Origin of the sequence: Flectobacillus roseus (assembly GCF_030056595.1) — a bacterium.
Lineage (GTDB): Bacteria > Bacteroidota > Bacteroidia > Cytophagales > Spirosomataceae > Flectobacillus > Flectobacillus roseus.
In genome coordinates this window covers 57,045-76,895 of the sequence record NZ_JASHIF010000011.1, presented here as the reverse complement: position 1 = coordinate 76,895, position 19,851 = coordinate 57,045, and the positions used below count along the sequence as shown (strand labels likewise).

At 38.9% G+C, this 19,851-nt stretch carries 17 protein-coding genes; 6 read left to right on the top strand and 11 right to left on the bottom strand.

The features are described 5' to 3' along the window. Window positions 1-415 precede the first annotated feature (415 nt). Window positions 416-1,063 (bottom strand): DUF2306 domain-containing protein, encoded by a 648-nt coding sequence (locus QM524_RS14415; protein ID WP_283345121.1) that lies wholly within the window; start codon window positions 1,061-1,063, stop codon window positions 416-418. Window positions 1,064-1,273: 210 nt separating this feature from the next. After that, window positions 1,274-2,299, bottom strand: a complete 1,026-nt coding sequence (gene ruvB / locus QM524_RS14410; protein ID WP_095166216.1) for a Holliday junction branch migration DNA helicase RuvB — start codon at window positions 2,297-2,299, stop codon at window positions 1,274-1,276. Window positions 2,300-2,634: 335 nt separating this feature from the next. Here ruvB and QM524_RS14405 point away from each other — a divergent pair, with 335 nt between their 5' ends. Continuing rightward, entirely contained in the window at window positions 2,635-3,342 is a 708-nt protein-coding gene (locus tag QM524_RS14405) for an MIP/aquaporin family protein (protein ID WP_283345120.1), read from the top strand. Window positions 3,343-3,619: 277 nt separating this feature from the next. Here QM524_RS14405 and QM524_RS14400 read toward each other — a convergent pair whose 3' ends face one another. Continuing rightward, entirely contained in the window at window positions 3,620-6,103 is a 2,484-nt protein-coding gene (locus QM524_RS14400) for a carboxypeptidase regulatory-like domain-containing protein (protein WP_283345119.1), read from the bottom strand. 284 nt (window positions 6,104-6,387) lie between these two features. Between QM524_RS14400 and QM524_RS14395 the strand changes: the two genes are divergently transcribed. Further along, window positions 6,388-6,960: a ribonuclease HII gene (locus QM524_RS14395; protein WP_166579619.1), complete on the top strand. Its 573-nt coding sequence runs from the start codon at window positions 6,388-6,390 to the stop codon at window positions 6,958-6,960. A gap of 38 nt (window positions 6,961-6,998) precedes the next feature. Next, on the top strand, window positions 6,999-8,483 hold the full coding sequence (locus QM524_RS14390; protein WP_283345118.1) for a GH3 auxin-responsive promoter family protein: 1,485 nt from the start codon (window positions 6,999-7,001) through the stop codon (window positions 8,481-8,483). A gap of 243 nt (window positions 8,484-8,726) precedes the next feature. Here the strand turns inward: QM524_RS14390 and QM524_RS14385 are convergent, their stop codons facing one another. Together QM524_RS14385 and QM524_RS14380 are read right to left on the bottom strand one after the other, a co-directional pair. Next, window positions 8,727-9,347 carry a hypothetical protein gene (locus QM524_RS14385; RefSeq protein ID WP_283345117.1) on the bottom strand — a complete coding sequence of 207 codons (621 nt, stop codon included), beginning with the start codon at window positions 9,345-9,347 and terminating at the stop codon, window positions 8,727-8,729. Window positions 9,348-9,573: 226 nt separating this feature from the next. Further along, window positions 9,574-9,807, bottom strand: a complete 234-nt coding sequence (locus QM524_RS14380) for a hypothetical protein (protein WP_283345116.1) — start codon at window positions 9,805-9,807, stop codon at window positions 9,574-9,576. A 327-nt stretch (window positions 9,808-10,134) separates the two neighbouring features. On the opposite strand from QM524_RS14380, the gene prfA reads away from it, so the two are divergent. Next, window positions 10,135-11,205, top strand: a complete 1,071-nt coding sequence (gene prfA / locus QM524_RS14375; protein ID WP_095166204.1) for a peptide chain release factor 1 — start codon at window positions 10,135-10,137, stop codon at window positions 11,203-11,205. Window positions 11,206-11,382: 177 nt separating this feature from the next. On the opposite strand, the gene QM524_RS14370 is transcribed toward prfA, so the two are convergent. Then, window positions 11,383-11,592 carry a helix-turn-helix domain-containing protein gene (locus tag QM524_RS14370; protein WP_095166202.1) on the bottom strand — a complete coding sequence of 70 codons (210 nt, stop codon included), beginning with the start codon at window positions 11,590-11,592 and terminating at the stop codon, window positions 11,383-11,385. Between the two features lie 189 nt (window positions 11,593-11,781). Here QM524_RS14370 and QM524_RS14365 point away from each other — a divergent pair, with 189 nt between their 5' ends. Both QM524_RS14365 and QM524_RS14360 read left to right on the top strand, forming a co-directional pair. Continuing rightward, window positions 11,782-14,085, top strand: coding sequence for a TonB-dependent receptor (locus QM524_RS14365; RefSeq protein ID WP_283345115.1), 2,304 nt, complete (start codon window positions 11,782-11,784; stop codon window positions 14,083-14,085). Between the two features lie 3 nt (window positions 14,086-14,088). After that, window positions 14,089-14,952, top strand: a complete 864-nt coding sequence (locus tag QM524_RS14360) for a DUF4249 domain-containing protein (RefSeq protein WP_283345114.1) — start codon at window positions 14,089-14,091, stop codon at window positions 14,950-14,952. 162 nt (window positions 14,953-15,114) lie between these two features. Here QM524_RS14360 and QM524_RS14355 read toward each other — a convergent pair whose 3' ends face one another. From QM524_RS14355 to QM524_RS14335, 5 genes are all read right to left on the bottom strand, one after another. Continuing rightward, window positions 15,115-15,693, bottom strand: coding sequence for a Crp/Fnr family transcriptional regulator (locus QM524_RS14355; protein WP_283345113.1), 579 nt, complete (start codon window positions 15,691-15,693; stop codon window positions 15,115-15,117). 118 nt (window positions 15,694-15,811) lie between these two features. After that, window positions 15,812-16,933, bottom strand: a complete 1,122-nt coding sequence (locus tag QM524_RS14350; protein ID WP_283345112.1) for an alkene reductase — start codon at window positions 16,931-16,933, stop codon at window positions 15,812-15,814. A gap of 96 nt (window positions 16,934-17,029) precedes the next feature. Beyond that, window positions 17,030-17,773: a type 1 glutamine amidotransferase domain-containing protein gene (locus QM524_RS14345; RefSeq protein WP_283345111.1), complete on the bottom strand. Its 744-nt coding sequence runs from the start codon at window positions 17,771-17,773 to the stop codon at window positions 17,030-17,032. Between the two features lie 143 nt (window positions 17,774-17,916). After that, window positions 17,917-19,020, bottom strand: coding sequence for an alkene reductase (locus QM524_RS14340; RefSeq protein ID WP_283345110.1), 1,104 nt, complete (start codon window positions 19,018-19,020; stop codon window positions 17,917-17,919). A 170-nt stretch (window positions 19,021-19,190) separates the two neighbouring features. Further along, window positions 19,191-19,673, bottom strand: coding sequence for a GNAT family N-acetyltransferase (locus tag QM524_RS14335; RefSeq protein ID WP_283345109.1), 483 nt, complete (start codon window positions 19,671-19,673; stop codon window positions 19,191-19,193). Window positions 19,674-19,851: the final 178 nt, after the last annotated feature.

The following is a 19,851-nucleotide window of genomic DNA, read 5'->3' as shown; positions in this document are numbered from 1 at the left end:
AAGGCAACAGGCAAAGAGTGTTAAATTGTTTTTAGTAACGATAGATATGTTTTTACCGAATGCCCATAGCTGAAAGCTGAAAGCCGAAAGCCCAAAAAGTAAACTTTATTTTGCATATTGACCTTTCAATTAGGGTGCGACTTAAGTCGCACCCTAATTGAAACACAAATAAGAGGCCTTTACAGGAACGACTTAAGTATGTACGCAAAACAAAATTTAAGATTATGCTCGGGGCTTTCAGGTAACGGCTTTCGGCAGTGGGTTTTGGAAAAAAGCATGGCCATGGGTATTAAAAAACATTTTAACACTCTTTGCCTTGTGCCTGTTGCCTAGACACATAACTTAAATCTTATTCTGCACGATTACTTATATTTCTTATTTTCGGCTAAACCTACTTCAAGCCTATTCGTCCAAATTAAGCTTTCTGCATTTTTTGCTTATACTTTCTTCTTACACGTCCAATAATCATTCCTCCTATGACGCCTGGGGCTATCCATGCCACTAATGGAGGCAATACATTGTGATTATTCACTACCAAAAATGCGGTTACTGTAGCAATATATGACCCTCCCATACGACTAATATGATTGAGCATCCAAGGTTGATTGATTTTTCCTATGAATGTCAAAATATCTGACATAGCGATAATCAACGAGAACAAACCAAACAAACCGAATAGCACAAAGTAAAAAGTCACACCTTGTTGATAAGCCCAAATGCCATAAGCAATCATCACGATACCCGAAACTACTGTAATTAATGCGGCAATCCAGTCTTGTGCTTGCCAATTATTTTTACGACCCACTAATACCAATCTACGACCTGTAAAAGTATTATAGAAACTAAACACCGCAATACAAGTCAAGAAAACTAAACGAGTTTCATTTTTAAATCTTAGTACTGCTGTAATAGCCACTACCATCATAGCATAATAATAGATACGTCCCCAAAGTGAATGTTTGGGACTTCCTTTAGGAGTAAACATAGCGATTAAACCAACCAGCAAAGCGGTGAAACCAGAAAGAATGTGTAAAATCAAAACTGCTGTTAGAAACTTTTCCATGATATATTGAGAGATTTTTATAAAGAATTTCAATTTGTGAGGCTGCCATTTCGGAACCGATGATACAAAGGTAGAGGCAGCTATCATGGAAGGGCAAATCTTAGGGGTAGGAAGCAAAAATTTGGGAAATTTGACAATTTGAGGGGAGTTTGGGAACATTTAGGGGTAAAAAACAAGGTCGAAAGAGATGTTTTTCTTTCGACCTTGTTTTTAAAATAGCTCACCACTACGATATTTGGGTACGATACCTAGATGAACGTAGGCCTTTTCGGTAGCCTCACGTCCTCGGGAAGTTCTTTTCAAGAAACCTTCTTGAATCAAGAATGGCTCGTATACCTCTTCAATGGTTTCGGCCTCCTCACCACAAGCTGTAGCGATGGTCGAAAGCCCGACAGGACCACCTTTAAATTTTTCGATAATGGTTGACAAAATTCTGTTATCCATTTCGTCAAGACCATTTTGGTCTACATCTAAGGCAGACAAAGCCATTTCTGCAATATCTACCGTAATACGACCATTGCCTTTTACTTGTGCAAAGTCACGAGTACGACGCAGAAGGTTGTTGGCGATACGTGGTGTTCCACGACTACGACGAGCAATTTCAAAAGCTCCAGCATCGTCGATAGGCGTACCTAAAATCTGACAAGAACGTTGTACAATCGTAGTCAATAATTTGGCGTCATAATATTCCAAACGGGCATTGATACCAAAACGAGCACGTAGAGGAGCTGTCAACAGACCCGCACGTGTAGTAGCGCCAATCAGGGTAAATGGATTGAGAGAAATTTGCACACTTCGAGCATTTGGGCCAGAATCTAGCAAAATATCAATCTTATAATCTTCCATTGCAGAATACAGATATTCTTCTACAATAGGATTCAGTCGGTGAATCTCGTCAATAAACAGAACGTCAAACGGCTGGAGGTTGGTTAACAAACCTGCCAAATCTGAAGGTTTATCGAGCACAGGCCCTGAGGTGATTTTGATATTTGCCTCCAACTCATTGGCTACGATATTCGACAGTGTAGTTTTTCCTAACCCTGGAGGGCCGTGTAGCAATACGTGGTCGAGGGCTTCCTCCCTCTGTTTGGCAGCCAATACAAAAATCTTAAGGTTTTCTAATACCTTATCTTGACCTGTAAAATCATCAAATGAAAGCGGACGCAAAGCACGTTCGATTTCTTTCTCCACAGATGAAAGGTTTTCTTTGTTACCTTTCAAATAATCTTCTCTCATATCAACAATCCTTTTTCAAGGGGTATATTTCGTTTCTAGTGTTTTCACTCAAAAATACAGCTTTTTCGAAAGTTAAACATCAAGGCAAATTAAATACCCACGATTCCCATTTCAAAGCCTACCTTTTAATTAAATTTTTCTTTTATTTGTACAAGTAAATAAAAGATATTTTATGTTTTAGTAATGTAAAGTTTGGGGATTGAATGTCAGGTGTCGTCTTTTGACAAAATAGTTATAATTACGTGGAAAAGCCTAAAACTAGTGCCTAACAACCATTCCCTACTAAACTCAACTTATTTTCAACTATCCAATCATCTAAATCAAACTATTTGACTATGCATTCAGCTTTTCTTGGCGAACTAATCGGAACAGCAGTTTTAATTTATCTTGGCAATGGCGTAGTAGCCAATGTTTTACTTAAACACTCCAAAGGCGAAAACGCTGGCTGGATGGTCATTACCACAGGCTGGGCAATGGCAGTTACCATTGGAATCTTTGTCTCTACGGCATTTGGGAGTCCGGCGGCACATCTTAATCCTGCGGTTACAGTAGCGATGGCTTGTAAGTTTGGTGACTGGTCAAATGCGGGTTCATTTATATTGGCTCAGATTTTAGGAGGAATCATAGGAGCAACATTGGTGTGGATTCACTATCATCCACATTGGGAAAAAACAGAAGATGCTGGCTTGAAGCTGGCTTGTTTTTCGACATCTCCCGCTATTAATAAACCTATGGCAAACTTGATGAGCGAACTACTAGGAACGCTTTTGCTAATTATCGTACTGGGAGCCTTGCCAAGCGTACCAAATCAATTGGGACCTTACGTTGTTGGTTTATTAGTTTGGGCAATTGGTTTATCATTGGGTGGTACAACAGGATATGCAATTAACCCTGCTAGAGATTTAGGTCCACGCATTGCACATGCGATATTACCTATTGCTGGTAAAGGAGGTTCTGATTGGCAATATGCTTGGGTTCCTGTCGCAGGACCTATCATTGGTGCTATTATTGGAGGATTAGTAATTGCGCAGCTTAGTTTTTGAGTGCGTTAGTGATTGACCGAATAAGTGATTTAATTTTACTAGTAGAGACGCAATGATTGCGTCTCAAGAGGGTTCATTTCAAAATATAGTATCAAAAAGGCGTTCGAAATTAGTTTTTCGAACGCCTTTTTAATGAAAAGAATTGTTTTAATTTCAAAATTTGGATTAGCTCATGTTGGAAATTATTTCCTGCTATTTCCGAAATCAGAAATCCTAAATCTACAATAGCTAGAAAACTTTCGGACATAGCGATTAATACCTCATAACCCCCTCTCTCCTATTCTGTTTTGGCTTTGATCACCTTTACGGTAGTTCTTCTGTTTTTTTGATGCTCACGCTCAGTGCAACTTACGCCGTCAGAACAACCATTTACTAATAATGACTCGCCATATCCTTTAGCCAACATCCTGTTACGATCGACACCTTTGCTGGCAATATAATCTACAGCAGCTTGAGCACGCTTTGAAGATAAATTAAGGTTTTCTTGAGCATCACCTCTGCTATCGGTATGAGAACCTAATTCGATAATCATACTTGGGTTTTTCATCAAAGTTGCAGCCAATTTATCTAACTCTCTGGCAGCATCTTTTCTAATTTTGGCGCTACCCATATCATAATAGATGTTGTCAATGGTGATTAGATCGCCTTCTTTGAACATACCCAAATCTTGGGAAACAACTTTTGGTCTAACTTTTTTAATAACCTTATTAATTTTATTGACCGTAGTTCCATAACCGTCCTTTGATACTTCGAGGGTATAGTCACAACCTTCTTCCATATCAAAAGCATATACCCCATCAGGACCTGTGACAACTTGTTGTTTGGAACCATCGCACTCATTAATAAAAGTTACGAGTACGCCTTCAATGGGTGTTTTCTCTATTTCGGTTTTTACAACCCCTTTCAACTGTGATACTTTCTCTGCTTTGGTGGTATCCGTTGGTTGAACAATCTCTACAGGAGGAGAGTTTTTGGGTTGCACCTCTGGCTGTGTTACGATAGGACCACCTTGTTTGCGCAAAGGAATATCCATGGCAGACGGGGCGTTATCAGATTCGCCTTTTGTCGAAAAGCCAAGAATATTGGTATTATATCCTTCTCTTTTTACCGAAATCACATAATCAGTATCACGATTGACACAAAATTGTGTTTGTCCAGATTCATTTGTCAATAATTTTTCTTCGGTTCCTCCTTTTGCTAACAAACTCACTTCGGCTTTTCCGATTGGACTTTTTGTTTCTCCATCTACAATGGTCAATAACATTTGTCGACAATCATAAACATCTGCTTTTTTAGTAAATCTATAAATATCGTCATCATCACCTCGGCGCCTATCGCTACTAAAATATCCATTCAACCTTTGTCCATCGGTAATAATACCAAAGTCATCATTTTCAGAATTGAACGGTTCACCAATATTCAACGGAGAACGATTTGGAAGTCCATTTTGAGTAGAAATAATAAAGATATCTAAGCCACCTGCACCCTTTAGACCATCAGAGGCAAAGTAGACATTACCTCGCTCATCCACAAACGGAAACACCTCTGTTCCTTTTGTATTTACTTCTTTACCGAGATTACTTGGAGTACCCCATTTGCCATCTTTATACTCAACCACCCAAATATCCATACCTCCTTGACCACCTTTACGATCTGATGCAAAATACAAGTAACGTCCATCTTTTGACCAAGCTGGGTGTGCTGTAGAAAAATCATCGCCATTAAAAGGTAATTCTATGGCTTCGCCCCAACCCGATTCTCCCATTTCGGCCATATACAATTTTAGCTTCGTAACATTATCTTCACTTTTTCCTTGAGAACCTTCATTGAAGTTATTTCTAGTAAAAATGATTTTTGAAAAATCACTACTAAAAGTGGCAGGACCCTCATGAAATTTAGTATTCAGGGTTTTACTAAAAACCTCTGATTCTGCAACTTTACCTTTAACAGATGGTTTACTGGCAATCGTCTCTTCAGGTAGTGTTTCGAAATAATTAACTGTTTTGGAGTCGTTGGCAGTAACTCTTGTATAAAAGTCTTTCCCCAACTTTGAAGGGCCAGTTTTTACAACTTTTTGCTTAGGAGCATCCAAGGCCTCCTCCGAAATCCCTGTCACTTTATTAATATCGCTGATATAGTACAAATCCAAATAACCACTATTTCCAACCAAACTACTTCCTGTACCCTTTCCAGAACAAAACACCAATCCATTCTTATAATACATAGGACTGAACTCGGGTTTTGTGGTATTAAAATCAAGATATTCGACTAAATATCGTCCATTTTGTGTAAAGGGATCATTGGATATTCTGGCTACAGTTGATGGCTGATACTGGCGAGTATCGTCACGAAGAGAAGCTGACAAATTATTGTACTTTTCAAACCATTCTTGCGCTTCCTTAAATTTATTATTTTGTACTAGCACTTGAGCAAAATACAAATAGGATCTCATTTGATCGTCCGAAAAATTGGCAGGAATATCAAAGGCTTTGCGGTAAGTTTGTTCAGCATTTTCAAATTTTCCTACAGCTTTATAGCTATAGGCCAGTTGTAAAAGCGCTGTTAAACGTTCGGAAGTACTAAGTTTTTGAGAGCTATTTTGAAGAACTTGCTCAAATTTGGGTATCGCAGTCACAAAACTAGACACCTCAAAATGTCGAGTAGCATCTTTGAGTAAGGAGTTACTGTTTTGAGACCAGACAGCTGCACTCTGTATCAAGCTCAATATCAGTACAAATAATTTCTTTTTAACTTTAGGCATTGTGTTAATGGGGGGTTGTAAAAGAAGTGCCTCAAAAGGCCTAGAATCTTCATTTCTAATCGATTGAAAACACCTTCCCAATCCAATTAAAGCATAAATCATGCCAAGCAAGGATTGGATTTTTCTTATATGATTAACCTTATTTTTTCGTAAATCTATGGCGAAAATGGGGGTTATACTTTTACCAAAAACTGCCATTTTGGGTAGTTTAAGGCATAATCTGTTTCAAAGCTCTATGGTATTGAGATAGTTTTATAAATTTGTACCTCAACAATGCAAAGACTATGCTCAAAAGCTTTTACAATGAATCTTTAATCGAGGCTGGGCTCGACGAAGCTGGACGTGGATGTTTGGCTGGTCCTGTAGTGGCGGCGGCAGTAATTCTACCCAAATATTACGAACACGAGCTCTTAAACGATTCGAAGCAACTCAACAAAAAACAACGTGAAGCGCTTCGCTTAGACATTCAGCGCGATGCCTTGGCGTGGGCAGTGGCAGAAGTATCCAATATCGAAATCGACCAAATAAATATTCTCAAAGCAAGTATGAAAGCGATGCACTTGGCGGTTGACCAATTACAAATACGACCTGAACATTTGCTAATAGATGGCAATCGTTTTCCCAACTACCCGATGATTCCTCATACTTGTATTGTCAAAGGTGATGCCAAATTTCTCAATATTGCCGCAGCTTCTGTATTAGCCAAGACATTTAGAGATGATTTAATGGAACAACTAGCAAAAACCTATCCACATTATGGCTGGGAGCAAAATGCAGGCTATCCTACCCCAAAACACCGCAAGGCAATTCAGGAATTTGGAACAACCCCCTTGCACCGAATGACATTTAAAATGTAAATTGAGTAAATTTCGTTAAGCACTTTTCAAGAATTACCATGGGAATAAGAGCCATCTTGGCAAAACCTTTTGCTGCTTATGTTATTAGTCAACGAAAAAAATGGGAGAAAAATGCCGTTGAAACGCAGCTAAATCTCATGAAATCGTTGCTTCAACAAGCCTCGAATACTGTATTTGGAAAAGACCACAAATTCTCAGAAATCAATGATTATGAGCAATTTAAACAAAATATGCCTATCAACGACTACGAAGGGCTTAAAAGCTATGTTGAAAGGGTAGTTGCTGGGGAACCTGATATTTTATGGCCAAACAAGCCTTTGTATTTTGCCAAAACATCGGGCACCACTTCGGGGGTTAAATATATTCCGATTTCGAAAGAATCTATTGGCTTTCATATCAATGGCGCTCGTGATGCCTTATTGAGTTATGTCCACGAAACAGGTAATTCTTCATTTCTTGATAAAAAATTAATATTCCTTTCTGGTTCGCCCGAAATGACGATGAAACATGGTATTCATGTAGGTCGTTTGTCGGGAATTGTGAATCACCATGTGCCAGATTATTTGAGAAGTAATCAATTACCAAGCTATGATACCAATTGCATGGACGATTGGGAAGCCAAGCTTGATAAAATTATTGATGAAACACTTCCCGAAAATATGTCATTGATTTCGGGGATTCCACCTTGGGTACAGATGTACTTTGACCGTATTCAGGCTCGTACTGGCAAAAAAATCAAAGATGTATTTCCTGACTTTTCGGTATTTGTATACGGTGGGGTAAATTTTGAACCTTATCGTGCCAAATTATTCGAATCTATTGGCAAGAAAATAGATTCTATCGAAACCTATCCAGCCTCTGAAGGATTCATTGCCTATCAGGATTCTCAAAGAGCTGAAGGTTTATTGTTACTCTTAAACTCTGGGGTATTTTACGAATTTATTCCAGCAGAAGATTACTTCAAGCCCAACCCTCGTAGACTACATATTGGAGAGGTTGAATTGGGAGTGAATTATGCGCTCATTATGAATACCAATGCAGGTTTGTGGGGCTATTCGATTGGAGATACTGTCAAATTTGTATCTCTCGATCCATATCGCATTGTAGTGTCTGGGCGTATCAAGCACTTTATTTCTGCCTTTGGAGAACACGTAATTGGCGAAGAAGTAGAAAAGGCGATGCAATACGCGATGCAAAAACATCCTGAGGTTGAATTAGTAGAGTTTACGGTAGCGCCGCAAGTAACACCACCAGAAGGCGGTTTGCCTTATCATGAATGGTTGGTTGAGTTTGCCAAAGCACCAAATAATCTTGAGGCTTTTGCTCATGATCTTGATGAAAAACTTACTCAGCTTAACGTCTATTATGATGATTTGATTACGGGAAATATTCTGCAAAGACTAAAAATCAGAGCCTTAGCCCCAAATGCCTTTATCGACTATATGAAGTCTCAAGGCAAATTAGGCGGTCAAAATAAAGTCCCTCGCTTATCGAACGACCGTAAAATTGCGGATGAGATATAAGTGAGGGGAAAGTAAACAGGGACAAAGGCACAAAGTGATATTACAACTTTGTGCCTTTGTCTTTTTAGTCATATCTATTACGTAGTCTGTGAAAAATTTCAAGAACTAAACATTTCGAATGTCAGAAGTATAGCCTGCTTTCTTTGACTCATATTTTATAAAAACTATTATATGCCAATCTATTTCCGAAATCAAAAATCCCAAATCCGCAATAGTTTGCAAATCCTCATACAGCTCTAATTCCTATTGCTCGATTTTGGTGTTGAGTTTGCTAAGTTGCTTTACATCTACCAATCTAATCACATCTTTTTTAGAGAATTTAATCATCCACAATCCTAGTAAATCTCCTTTTTTACGAAAATCTACACTATCAATTTTGGTTTTAGTCAGAAGTTCCTGCAACTGTGTTTTTGACGCACTCTTCAACTGATTTTCCAAGACAATCGGCGAGGTAAAATACAAATGTTCTTGGTCTTCGCTCATTTGAATATTATCAATTTGAGGCAGATGGTTTTCGGCATTGTATTGGTAGGCATCTAATATTTCATTTACCTTTTTACCCAACGCAGGATTTTGCAATTTGATTGGACTGCCGATTTCTATCCCAATACGATATGTTTTTTGTAATGAATCAATAACACGAGTATCAAGAATATTTTTGACAAAACTTTTGTTCAAATCTTGTGTTATTTTTTTCCCCCAATCATCTACTTGCGCTGTAATTTGTGCGCTATTGATACGTTTTACCTGTCTTTCTTTGAGTTCTTTTACAGCCGCAGTTGTATCAACTCTCTTGCTAAAATCACAAGATTGTAAGCCTGTAATGAGGGCTAATAGCCCAATTCCAAATGTTAGTTTTTTCATTGCGATATCGATGGTTTTGCCATTTTACAAATATACTACAGAGCGTAGTCTAGTAAACAAAAAAGCCCCTATTGATTTAGAGGCTTTTTTGTTTTAGCTTTTGGCAAAATGTTTTCTTTATTTTATCAGAAATACTGTTACACTTTTAGCTTACGACATAGCACTCAACATTTAATACATAAAGTATTACATTCGCAATTCAAGATTCACAATTCTACATTAATGCTTACCATCTTCCTCTTCTACCACGATATGAATAGCGAGAATGCCCTCTGTCTGGGACAACAATGACAGTTCTTGGAGGGGGAACTACATATCTATATGCTGGACGTCCGTAATAGGGTCTGCGATAACCATAATCGTATCCACGCACATGGGTCACACACGATGACATCAAGGTTGTAAGTCCTATCAACAGAGCCACCAATAGGCTATATTTTTTGAATTTTAGATTTTCCATAGCTTTAAATATTTGATAGTCAATTAAGAAGTTAGTATCGATTAGACAAATGTACTTTTAGGAGGTTTATTTCAAAGTCTTAAATTCAAAAGCAAATAGGTGTAGCTGAAGGAAAAAATAGCTCTCCTATGAACCAAAATTCAAGAGAATCATCTTTTCTTTTGCAGGTATCTATATATTAGACAATAACCATACATTTTTCCCCTATTTTATGGGAAAGAATTTTGTATCTTTGCACCCTGAAAATGAGAAATCTAAATTGAGTCAGCCTCCTCAACAGTACCCTGTCACTTCACTGGCTCATAAAACATATAACATCCACAACCAATGATAGAACAACTAGAAGCCATCCGAGAACGCTTTGAAGAGGTTGCTCAACAAATTACGCAACCAGAAATCGTTTCGGATATGAAGAAATTCAAGACGATTAGTAAAGAATATAAAGACCTCGAAAAGATTGTTAATCAATACAAAGATTATCAAAACGTATTGTCAAACATCGAGTCGGCTAAAGAAGTAATTGCTACTGAGAAAGATGAAGAGTTTCGTGATATGGCTAAAGCTGAATTAGAAGAGCTTTTGCCTCAAAGAGACGAAATGGAAAGCGTTTTAAAAGAATTATTGATTCCTAAAGACCCTAACGATTCGAAGAACATTATCCTTGAAGTTCGTGCTGGTACAGGTGGTGACGAAGCTGGTATTTTTGCGGGAGACCTTTTCCGTATGTACCAACGTTTTTGTGCAAACCAAGGCTGGCAGTTCCAAATCATGGACTTTACTGAAGCTTCTTCTGGTGGTTACAAAGAGATTATCGTAAGTGTACAAGGCGAAGATGTATATGGTAAAATGAAATTCGAATCAGGCGTTCACCGTGTACAACGTGTGCCTGCTACCGAATCTCAAGGTCGTATCCATACGTCGGCAGCAACGGTTGCAGTACTTCCCGAAGCAGACGAAGTTGACGTAGTTATCAACATGAATGATATCCGTAAAGATACCTTCTGTTCGTCAGGTGCGGGTGGTCAGTCTGTAAACACCACTTATTCGGCGGTACGTGTAACTCACCTTCCAACAGGCTTGGTTGTACAATGTCAGGATGAGCGTTCTCAGATTAAAAACTTTGAGAAAGCCATGACGGTATTACGTTCACGTATTTATGAAATTGAATTAGAAAAACAACAGTCGGCTATTGCTGGTAACCGTCGCTCGATGGTAGGGTCAGGTGACCGTTCTGATAAAATTCGTACCTACAACTATCCACAAGGTCGTGTAACCGACCACCGTATTGGTTATACAGTTTATAACCTTCCTGTAGTAATGGATGGTGAAATTGGTGATTTTATCGATAACCTTCGTATTGCTGAAAATGCAGAAAAATTGAAAGAAGGAGCTGTTTAGGTATTAATGCTGAATTATGAGTGGTGAATTGTGAATGCAAAGCTTTAATTATCAACACTTTGTTTTCACCATCACTTAAATTTTATTTTGCACAATTACTTGAATCTCTACTTATATAAAAGCTCATGTCAATGCCTTGACATGAGCTTTTACTTTTTCACCTATTTGTCTTTTTACTTAAGGTCTTTTCTTGGCGATAAAAAACCTTCCAACTTCACAATCCAGTACAGTAGATATTCGTCCCAAGTCTGTGACAGACATGGATACTCGATCATTTTCAATTTTTGATAAATAGGATTGTGACATGCCGAGTAACTCGGCAAGATGTGATTGTTTGAAACCTTTTTCTTTACGAACTTTTTTGACGATAGAACCTCTGAATTGCATAGAGTTAATGTTTGGAGATTAAACTAATTTGTGTAGCGATAACGTATCTATAAACGTTTTAGTAATACTTTTTCTTGTAGAAATATTCCTGTAAAGAATAATTGAAATGTTAAAAAGCTTGTAAACGGTCATTTTAGCATCAAACTTTGCTTCATACACATACTACTTACACTTAGTTTTAATATTTCTATGCGCAAATTGTATCTATGGGCTTTATTCCTATTAACTACCTTTCAAAGCCTTTCTCAAACCTTAAGCGGTTATGTCCGCGAAGCCAAAAGTCAAGAATCCCTTAGCGATGTACACATTCGAGTCAAAAATGCTCGCATTGGAACCACTTCCAATGTATATGGTTTTTACTCCATCAAACTTGATGCAAGTCGAGAATATGAATTGGAGTTTTCGAAGGTGGGTTATCAAAGTTTTTCAAAAAAAATGCTATTGACAGCAAATCAAAATCTTATCGTCGAACTCACGCCGTCTAACACACTTTTGGAGGAAGTAAAAGTTCATAACACTGCCAATGAAGACCCGAGTACGCTTTCTTTACAAATGTCTGATGTAAAACAGTTACCTTCTTTTTTAGGAGAAAAAGACGTCCTAAAAACCTTTCAATTATTGCCTGGGGTTCAAAAAGGCAATGAAGGCTCACAAGGGCTGTCGGTACGGGGTGGGGGCTCAGATCAAAATTTATTAATGCTTGACGACGCCGTTGTGTACAACGCTTATCATTTATTTGGTTTCTTTTCAGTATTCAACAACGATGCTATCAAACAAGCAGACCTTTACAAAGGAGGGTTTTCGGCCAAATATGGCGGACGCACTTCCTCTGTATTAGATATGCAAATGAAAGAAGGGAGTCACGAGAAATTCCATGGAGAAGGCAGTATTGGGCTACTCAGCAGTAAAATTACCTTGGAAGGACCCATCAAATTCAAATACCCTACTTCCTATATTGTTTCGGCTCGCAGAACCTATGTAGACTTGGTTTTACCCAGAAGTCTAGACTTGAAAAATACCAGTTTTTATGATTTAAACGCCAAGATTAATACCGAATTCAATGCGCATAATCGCTTGTATTTGAGTGGTTATTTTGGAATAGATGTCTCAAAAGATGTCACTAAGTATAGTACTTCGGGTTTTGGCTGGGGCAATGCCACCGCAACCCTTCGATGGAATCACCTTTTTTCAGATAAAGTCTTTGCTAATACTTCCCTAATTTTTAGTCACTTTCGATTTAAGATTTTTCAAGAAGAAAATTTTGGACAAAGGTTTTATGAAGAATATTACTCTCAAATACAAGACTTTGGGTTGAAATCTGATTTTGACATTTATCTCAATCCTACCCATACACTCAAAGCAGGTATATTAGCAACGCATCACCAATTTACCCCAAGTGCCTATATCTACAATCAATATTCGCAAAGCACAAACACCGCTAGAATTAAGGAAACCAATGGTATAGAAAGCGCTATTTATCTTGAAGACACTTGGCGTATTTCAGAAAAAATGCAGGTGCGGACTGGCTTGAGAGCGTCTAACTATTTTGTGGATAACAAAGCCTATCACAATCTCGAACCTCGCTTGAATGCTTCTTTTCAAGCTACTGAGAGTTTGAATATTACAGCTTCTTATGCTAGAATGAACCAGTATTTGCACTTATTATCCAATTCTTCGTTAGACTTGCCTACAGATTTATGGGTTTCGTCAAGTGCCAAAATTCCTCCGCAACGCTCAGACCAAGTCACTTTGGGTTTTACGAAAAACTTCAAAAGTTCTCCTTTTTCTCTTTCTATAGAAGCCTATCATAAATCTTTAGAAAACGTGATTGGATACAAAGATGGAGCCAGTTTTTTATTACTAGACATCAAAGCTAATAAACGATTGGACGGCTCTAACTGGGAAGACAATATTGCTATAGGCACAGGAAAGGCCTACGGAATGGAGGTTTTGCTACATAAAAACACAGGTCGCCTAACGGGATGGATGAGTTATACCTTGTCGCAGGTCAAATATCATTTTGCAGACTTAAACAATGGGAAAGAGTTTTTCCCTCGCTACGACCGTCGCCATGCTTTATCATTGGTTGGTATTTATCAGCTCAAACCTCATATTACCTTGTCTGGTTCTTGGATTTATGCAACGGGAAATGCGTTGACCGTTCCTATTGGGCAATATATACCCGAAACTCATCAGTTTCCTGTCCAGTCAGACTACCCAACTTCAGATGGTTCGCTCGTAGTGGCACGTGTGTATGATGAAAGAGGAAACTTCAAAGCAGCGGATTATCATCGTTTGGATGTGAATGTTCGTTTTTCAAAACAAAAGAAAAAATTTCTGCGTGTCTGGGAGTTGGGCGTATTCAATGCTTACAACCGTGTAAATCCTTTTTACTATGAAAGTCAAGACGCTCCTAATTCAACACAGCGTAAACTTTACCGAAAAGGTTTATTCCCTATTATTCCATCTATTAGTTATCAAATCAAATTCTAACCTATGAAAAAGTGTATCTATCTTTTTGCCCTACTACTCACGATGTGCAGTTGTGAAAATTTTGGTGCTTTTGAGGAAGATTCTATCGTAAAATCAACCACCCAGCCGTATGTATTATGTTTTTTATCGCCTCAAGATACCGTCATTCAGGTGACAGTCAAAATGACGACACCCACTGTCGGCGAGGGTTCAGGCTCTTCAAATCAATACATTAGCAATGCTAGAGTAGTTTTACGAAATGAACAAAATCAAGAGGTAATTCTTCAGTGGAATGAACAGTTGAAAAAATATCTTTCGTCAAAAAGCTTTTTCAAAATTGAAGCTCAAAAACAATATCGCTTATTTGTCACTACGCCCAAGGGAGATAGTGTTTCTGCTAGTTGTATTATTCCTAGTACGATTGACTCCAATACGGTTTCGGTAACCAGAGCCCCTTTTAATCCTGAAAATCCTATGGCTTCTTTGCCATACTATTTACGGTGGAAAGATATTGGAAACGAGAAAAACTATTATGCTGCTTTTGGACTCAACTACGAAACAGATACACTTGAGCACAAGACCTATCTTACAGGTGTAGATGCGCAGCGAACTATTTCTGACGACAATATTCAAAATGGCATAATCGAATATCCGATTGTAGGCGGTATCTATCCTTACAAAAGATTGGCGAAAAGCCATATAGGTAATTTTATGTTTTATATCTGTCAGACCGACGAGCATTATTATCGTTACCACAAAGAATTTTCACAAATCAATGACCTCCCTAGTAGTGAGCCCATGAAGCTATATTCAAACATGACTGGTGGATATGGCGTTTTTGCTGGCTATAACGGCGTAATGCTGAGAGCAGACAAATGGTACGAATAGGAATGATGAGTTGTCCTTGTCTAGTTCGAGACTTAGTCTCGGACTAGCTTTTGTTGCAGTTTGTAAACTGTACAAAAAATAAGTCCAAGACAAAGTCTTGAACTAGTAATTAACTAAAAATACATTCACAATTCACAATTCACCACTCACAACTCATCATTCCTACTTATCATGCTTGCCAAGACGGCTCAAGGTTTCGCGAGAAACGCCCAGATAGGCAGCAATCAAGGTTTTTGAAACCCTTTGAAAGAGTTGTGGATATTGGGTCAAAAGCAAATCGTACTTTTCTTGAGCGGAATTTTGCAATAAAGACAAAATACGTTTTTGGAGTGCTACATAACCAGCATTAGATTTCTTTCTAAAAAAATGCTCCATCGCATGCCACTTGCGACAAATTTGCTCACGTGCTTCGTAGGTAAGTTCCAAGACTTCACAGGGCTCTAGGGCTTCTACGCACATGGTGGCACGTGCCTGCGAAGCGTGCGCAGGGAAATCTGAAACCCACCAACTTTCTAAGGCAAATTGTACGATATGCTCACGCCCATGCTCATCGTGACAAAAGGTTTTGAGACACCCCTTTACCACAAAATATTCTTGTAAAACAGTTTCTCCACCACGAATGAGCAGTTCTTTTCTTTTTACCTGTTTGGGTTGAAAGAAAGTAAAAACCTCCTCGAATGTATCTTCGTCAATCTCAACAATTTCGGCAATATGGTTTCGTAAAAAAGTCTTTGCATCCATAAAACAAAAATACATTGGTATCGACGAATACCAATGTATGGAGGCAAAAGATGTGTTATGGAGCGAGTGAAAGGATATTGAGAGGTTTGGGAGAACCCCCTTTTTTCTATATCTCCAATCACCCATTCACCAACTGTTCTTCCTCGTAAGTCTTCCAGTCTATATACCCTTCCAAGGTCAAGCCATAATGTAGTGCTCGGTTGGGTGGGGTCATTGGCCAATTGTTGTTGAGGCGTTCCACCAAGTCTGGATTAGCGATAAAGTCCTCCCCAAAACCAGTCAAATCAATCAAATTAGCATCAACAAATTCTTCCGATTTTTGACGATTCATTCCTCCTGCCAAAATAACTACGCCATTGTACCAAGTACGAAAACGCGCCAAGAATCCATCAGGTAAAGCATAGCTACCTCTCGATTGTTGGTCCATGATGTGGATAAATGCAATACCACGTTTTGCCAGCTCTTCAGCGAGGTATTGATAGGTCGTCTCGATTTCATCATAATGCGGCAATTCATGCAAACCACCATAAGGGGTCAAACGAATCGCTACTTTTGAAGCACCAATTTCGGCAATACAAGCATCTATGGCTTCAAGCAAAAATCTTGAGCGATTTTGAATCGTACCACCATATTCATCGGTACGATTATTAATCATTGGATTTAAAAATTGTTCAATCAAATAACCATTCGCTCCGTGAAGTTCTACCCCATCAAAACCTGCTTTGATGGCATTTTGGGCTGCATTGGCAAAATCCTTTACTACTTCTTTTACCTCTTCAGTAGTCAAAGCACGAGGTTTTGAACATTTCACAAAGGTCTCTTTGCCATTTTCATCATATCCCCAAGCAAAAGAATTTTCGGCTTGAATATCCGACGCTCCTACTGGCGCCTGACCATTGGGCTGATTGGATACGTGCGACACACGTCCGACATGCCACAACTGGGTAAAGATTTTTGCACCTTTTTGATGTACGGCTGAAGTTACTTTTTTCCAGCCTTCAACTTGTTCGGCAGTGTAAAGCCCTGGAATATGCAATACTCCCATAGCAGTATTCGAAATAGCTGTTCCTTCGGTAATGATAAGTCCAGCGCCAGAACGTTGCTGATAATACAGTGCATTATTATCGTTAGGAATGCCATCGAAATTGCGAGCACGTGTCATGGGTGCCATCACAATTCTATTTTTCAATGCCAATGTTCCAACCGTAGTTGGTGCGAATAGATTGATTGTTGAGTTCATTTTTGTAAGAGGGTTTGAGGGAACAGGCACAGAGGCACAAAGTGGAAAATTAATTCGAGGAGAATCCCCTTTGTGCCTTTGAACCTGTACACTTTATCACTTATTTTTCAATACTACAACCACTTCTTCTGCCATTTTCTTTGCAGATTGAGGGTTTTGACCTGTTACTAATTTGCCATCTACCACCACATATTCAGACCATGCTGGTGCTGATGAATAATGAACACCACGCTTTTTGAGTTCGTCTTCTAATGAAAATGGTACCACTTTCTCTAGTTTCATCGCAATTTCTTCCACATTTGAAAAACCTGCTACGTTTTTTCCTTCCAGCAAATAGCGATTATCTCCCAAACGAATATTCAATAAGCCCGAAGGACCGTGACAAACAGCACTAACCACTCCGCCTTTTTCGTAAATTTTACTCGCTATTTTGGCTAATTCCTCATTATTAGGAAAATCCCACATGGTACCATGTCCTCCTGCATAATGAATAGCTACGTAGTTCGAGACTTTTACTTGTTTGGGCGTAAGAGTATGGTCTAATTTGTTTTTGTAAACAGCGTTTTCCCAAAACTCTTTATTTACTTTATCTGTCAAATCAAATCCATCAACAGGAGGCTGCCCGCCTTGTGGACTTACAAAGTCAACTTCATAACCTGCTTTAGTAAACACCTCCCAAGGGTGGCTTACTTCACTCAAATAATATCCTGTGTGTTTGCCAGTATTACCTAATTCGGCATGACTTGAAAGCACAAATAAGATTTTTCCTTTTGATTTTGTCTGGGCAATACCCCAGAAGGACAACACGCTCAGAGCGATTGTCAATACGATGTTTTTCATAAAATAATTAATTTGATGGCGGATTGTGGATGTTGGATTGCGGAAGAGTAATCTACTTTTTAAGTTATGTTTTGTAAAAAATAAAAGTATTTCCTGCATTTCCGAAATCAGAAATCCCCAATCCGAAATTGTTAGTGCCTAACTTATTCACTAAATACACCATAGTCGGTGTATCCAGCGGCTCCACCTCCAAAGTATTTGGTGCGGTCGCCTTCGTTGAGAGGCCAGTTATTTTGCAGTCGAGCAGGTAGATCTGGATTGGCAATAAATGGACGACCAAAGGCAATCATATCAGCCCATCCTTCTGCCAAGGCTTTTTCCGCACGCTCCTTATTATACTTTCCTGCATAAATCATCGTGCCTTTAAACGCTTGACGAAGGGCATTTTTGAAAGCAATAGGCATATCTGGCGCATTATCCCAATCTGCTTCGGCAATATGGATGTATGCCACACCCAAATCTTGTAGCAAAGTTGCCGCCGCCAAATACGTTTCTTCAGGATTGTCATCGACACAGCCTTGCAAGGTAGTCAAAGGTGCTAACCTTACTCCTACACGCTCTTTACCTACTACTTGGCACAAAGTTTCCACTACTTCCTTCAAAAAACGAAGTCGATTTTCTAAGCTTCCTCCGTATTTGTCGGTACGAGTATTGGCTTGACTGTCGATAAATTGATTGATGAGATACCCATTAGCAGCATGAAGCTCTACCCCATCAAAACCTGCCTCTAGGGCATTTTGGGCAGCTTTTGCAAAATCTTGGACAATTTCCTTGATTTCAGGAATAGTCAACGGACGTGGTGCTGAGTGTTGAATCATACCTCCAACTCCAGCTTCTGGACCTTTATTTTCTGGGTCAATAAATACTTTTACTCCCTCCGCTACTAAAGGTGATGAAGATACTGGCGCTTGACCATCGGGTTGTAAAGAAGTATGCGATACACGCCCAACATGCCATAGTTGAGCAAACATTACCCCACCCTCTTGATGAACGGCATTGGTGACTTTTTGCCAGCCTGCTACTTGCTCTGGTGTATAAATCCCAGGCGTCCAAGCGTAGCCTTGACCTTGCTTAGATACTTGTGTTCCTTCCGAAATAATTAGGCCTGCTGAAGCTCTTTGACTGTAATACTCGGCCATTAAATCGGTTGCTACGTCACCTTTTGCAGCTCTCGAACGTGTCATAGGTGGCATGACAATTCGATTCTTAAGCGAAATATTTCCTAACGAATATGACTTAAATAACATAACTCATCTTGTTTTGATTGATGTTACAAAGTTCATACAAAGCAGGCGTTCTAACCTGTGACCTAGGTCACAAGTTTATGCTACGTAGGGACAAAGGCAACAGGCACAAAGGCACAAAGTGTTATAAACCCACTCTGTGCCTCTGTGCCTATGCCACTTTGCCCCTCCTTCTATATTTTCTTCACATAAAAATGTGTATCTACAGCCATGATTGGGAAGCTTTCTGGTAAATCTTGTTTGGGAAGATAGGTAAAGCCATTTCTTTCATAAAAACGAATAGCGGCTTGTAAGCGCTCTATAGTGCCGAGATAGAGATGTTGCATTTGTGCTTCTTGCGCTTTTATCGTAAGCGTGTCCAGCAGTTTTTGGGCAATTCCTAATTCTTTTCCTCTAAATTCCTTCTTCACAAACATTTTACGGATAGCACCAATAGGTCCACCACAGTCGATGAGGGCAATGGAACCTACTACCTCATCACCTTGTACAGCCACCCAAAAGTTGCCATTGCCTTGTTGATAAAAATTGGGAATTTCTAATAAATCGGGTTGGTCTTGGATAGTGATTGGCACCTGAAACTCCACCTGTTGAATAGTCAGAATCAAATTTACAATTTGCTCTGTGTCTTTCGATTGAAAAGTTCTAATTTGAATCATCGGGATAAGTATAAATGCTGAATGATGAGTTGCGAATGGTAAATACAAAATAAGTAATCACTTACGTAACTATTTACGAAATTAAAAAAATGGATAAATAATTCAACATTTTTACTTAATTTTTTTGATAAACTCGAATAAAAAAGCGCCGTATGTGCGAAAGAACACCAACTATCGT

Bases quoted from the DNA above. Each gene is read 5' to 3' on its own strand.
- QM524_RS14370 (WP_095166202.1), bottom strand. From the start codon at position 11,592: ATGCAATTCAGAGGTTCTATCGTCAAAAAAGTTCGTAAAGAAAAAGGT.
- QM524_RS14380 (WP_283345116.1), bottom strand. From the start codon at position 9,807: ATGGAAAATCTAAAATTCAAAAAATATAGCCTATTGGTGGCTCTGTTG.
- QM524_RS14400 (WP_283345119.1), bottom strand. From the start codon at position 6,103: ATGCCTAAAGTTAAAAAGAAATTATTTGTACTGATATTGAGCTTGATA.
- QM524_RS14340 (WP_283345110.1), bottom strand. From the start codon at position 19,020: ATGTTATTTAAGTCATATTCGTTAGGAAATATTTCGCTTAAGAATCGA.
- QM524_RS14355 (WP_283345113.1), bottom strand. From the start codon at position 15,693: ATGGATGCAAAGACTTTTTTACGAAACCATATTGCCGAAATTGTTGAG.
- QM524_RS14345 (WP_283345111.1), bottom strand. From the start codon at position 17,773: ATGAAAAACATCGTATTGACAATCGCTCTGAGCGTGTTGTCCTTCTGG.
- QM524_RS14385 (WP_283345117.1), bottom strand. From the start codon at position 9,347: ATGAAAAAACTAACATTTGGAATTGGGCTATTAGCCCTCATTACAGGC.
- QM524_RS14415 (WP_283345121.1), bottom strand. From the start codon at position 1,063: ATGGAAAAGTTTCTAACAGCAGTTTTGATTTTACACATTCTTTCTGGT.
- prfA (WP_095166204.1), top strand. From the start codon at position 10,135: ATGATAGAACAACTAGAAGCCATCCGAGAACGCTTTGAAGAGGTTGCT.
- QM524_RS14365 (WP_283345115.1), top strand. From the start codon at position 11,782: ATGCGCAAATTGTATCTATGGGCTTTATTCCTATTAACTACCTTTCAA.
- QM524_RS14395 (WP_166579619.1), top strand. From the start codon at position 6,388: ATGCTCAAAAGCTTTTACAATGAATCTTTAATCGAGGCTGGGCTCGAC.
- ruvB (WP_095166216.1), bottom strand. From the start codon at position 2,299: ATGAGAGAAGATTATTTGAAAGGTAACAAAGAAAACCTTTCATCTGTG.
- QM524_RS14335 (WP_283345109.1), bottom strand. From the start codon at position 19,673: ATGATTCAAATTAGAACTTTTCAATCGAAAGACACAGAGCAAATTGTA.
- QM524_RS14405 (WP_283345120.1), top strand. From the start codon at position 2,635: ATGCATTCAGCTTTTCTTGGCGAACTAATCGGAACAGCAGTTTTAATT.
- QM524_RS14390 (WP_283345118.1), top strand. From the start codon at position 6,999: ATGGGAATAAGAGCCATCTTGGCAAAACCTTTTGCTGCTTATGTTATT.
- QM524_RS14360 (WP_283345114.1), top strand. From the start codon at position 14,089: ATGAAAAAGTGTATCTATCTTTTTGCCCTACTACTCACGATGTGCAGT.
- QM524_RS14350 (WP_283345112.1), bottom strand. From the start codon at position 16,933: ATGAACTCAACAATCAATCTATTCGCACCAACTACGGTTGGAACATTG.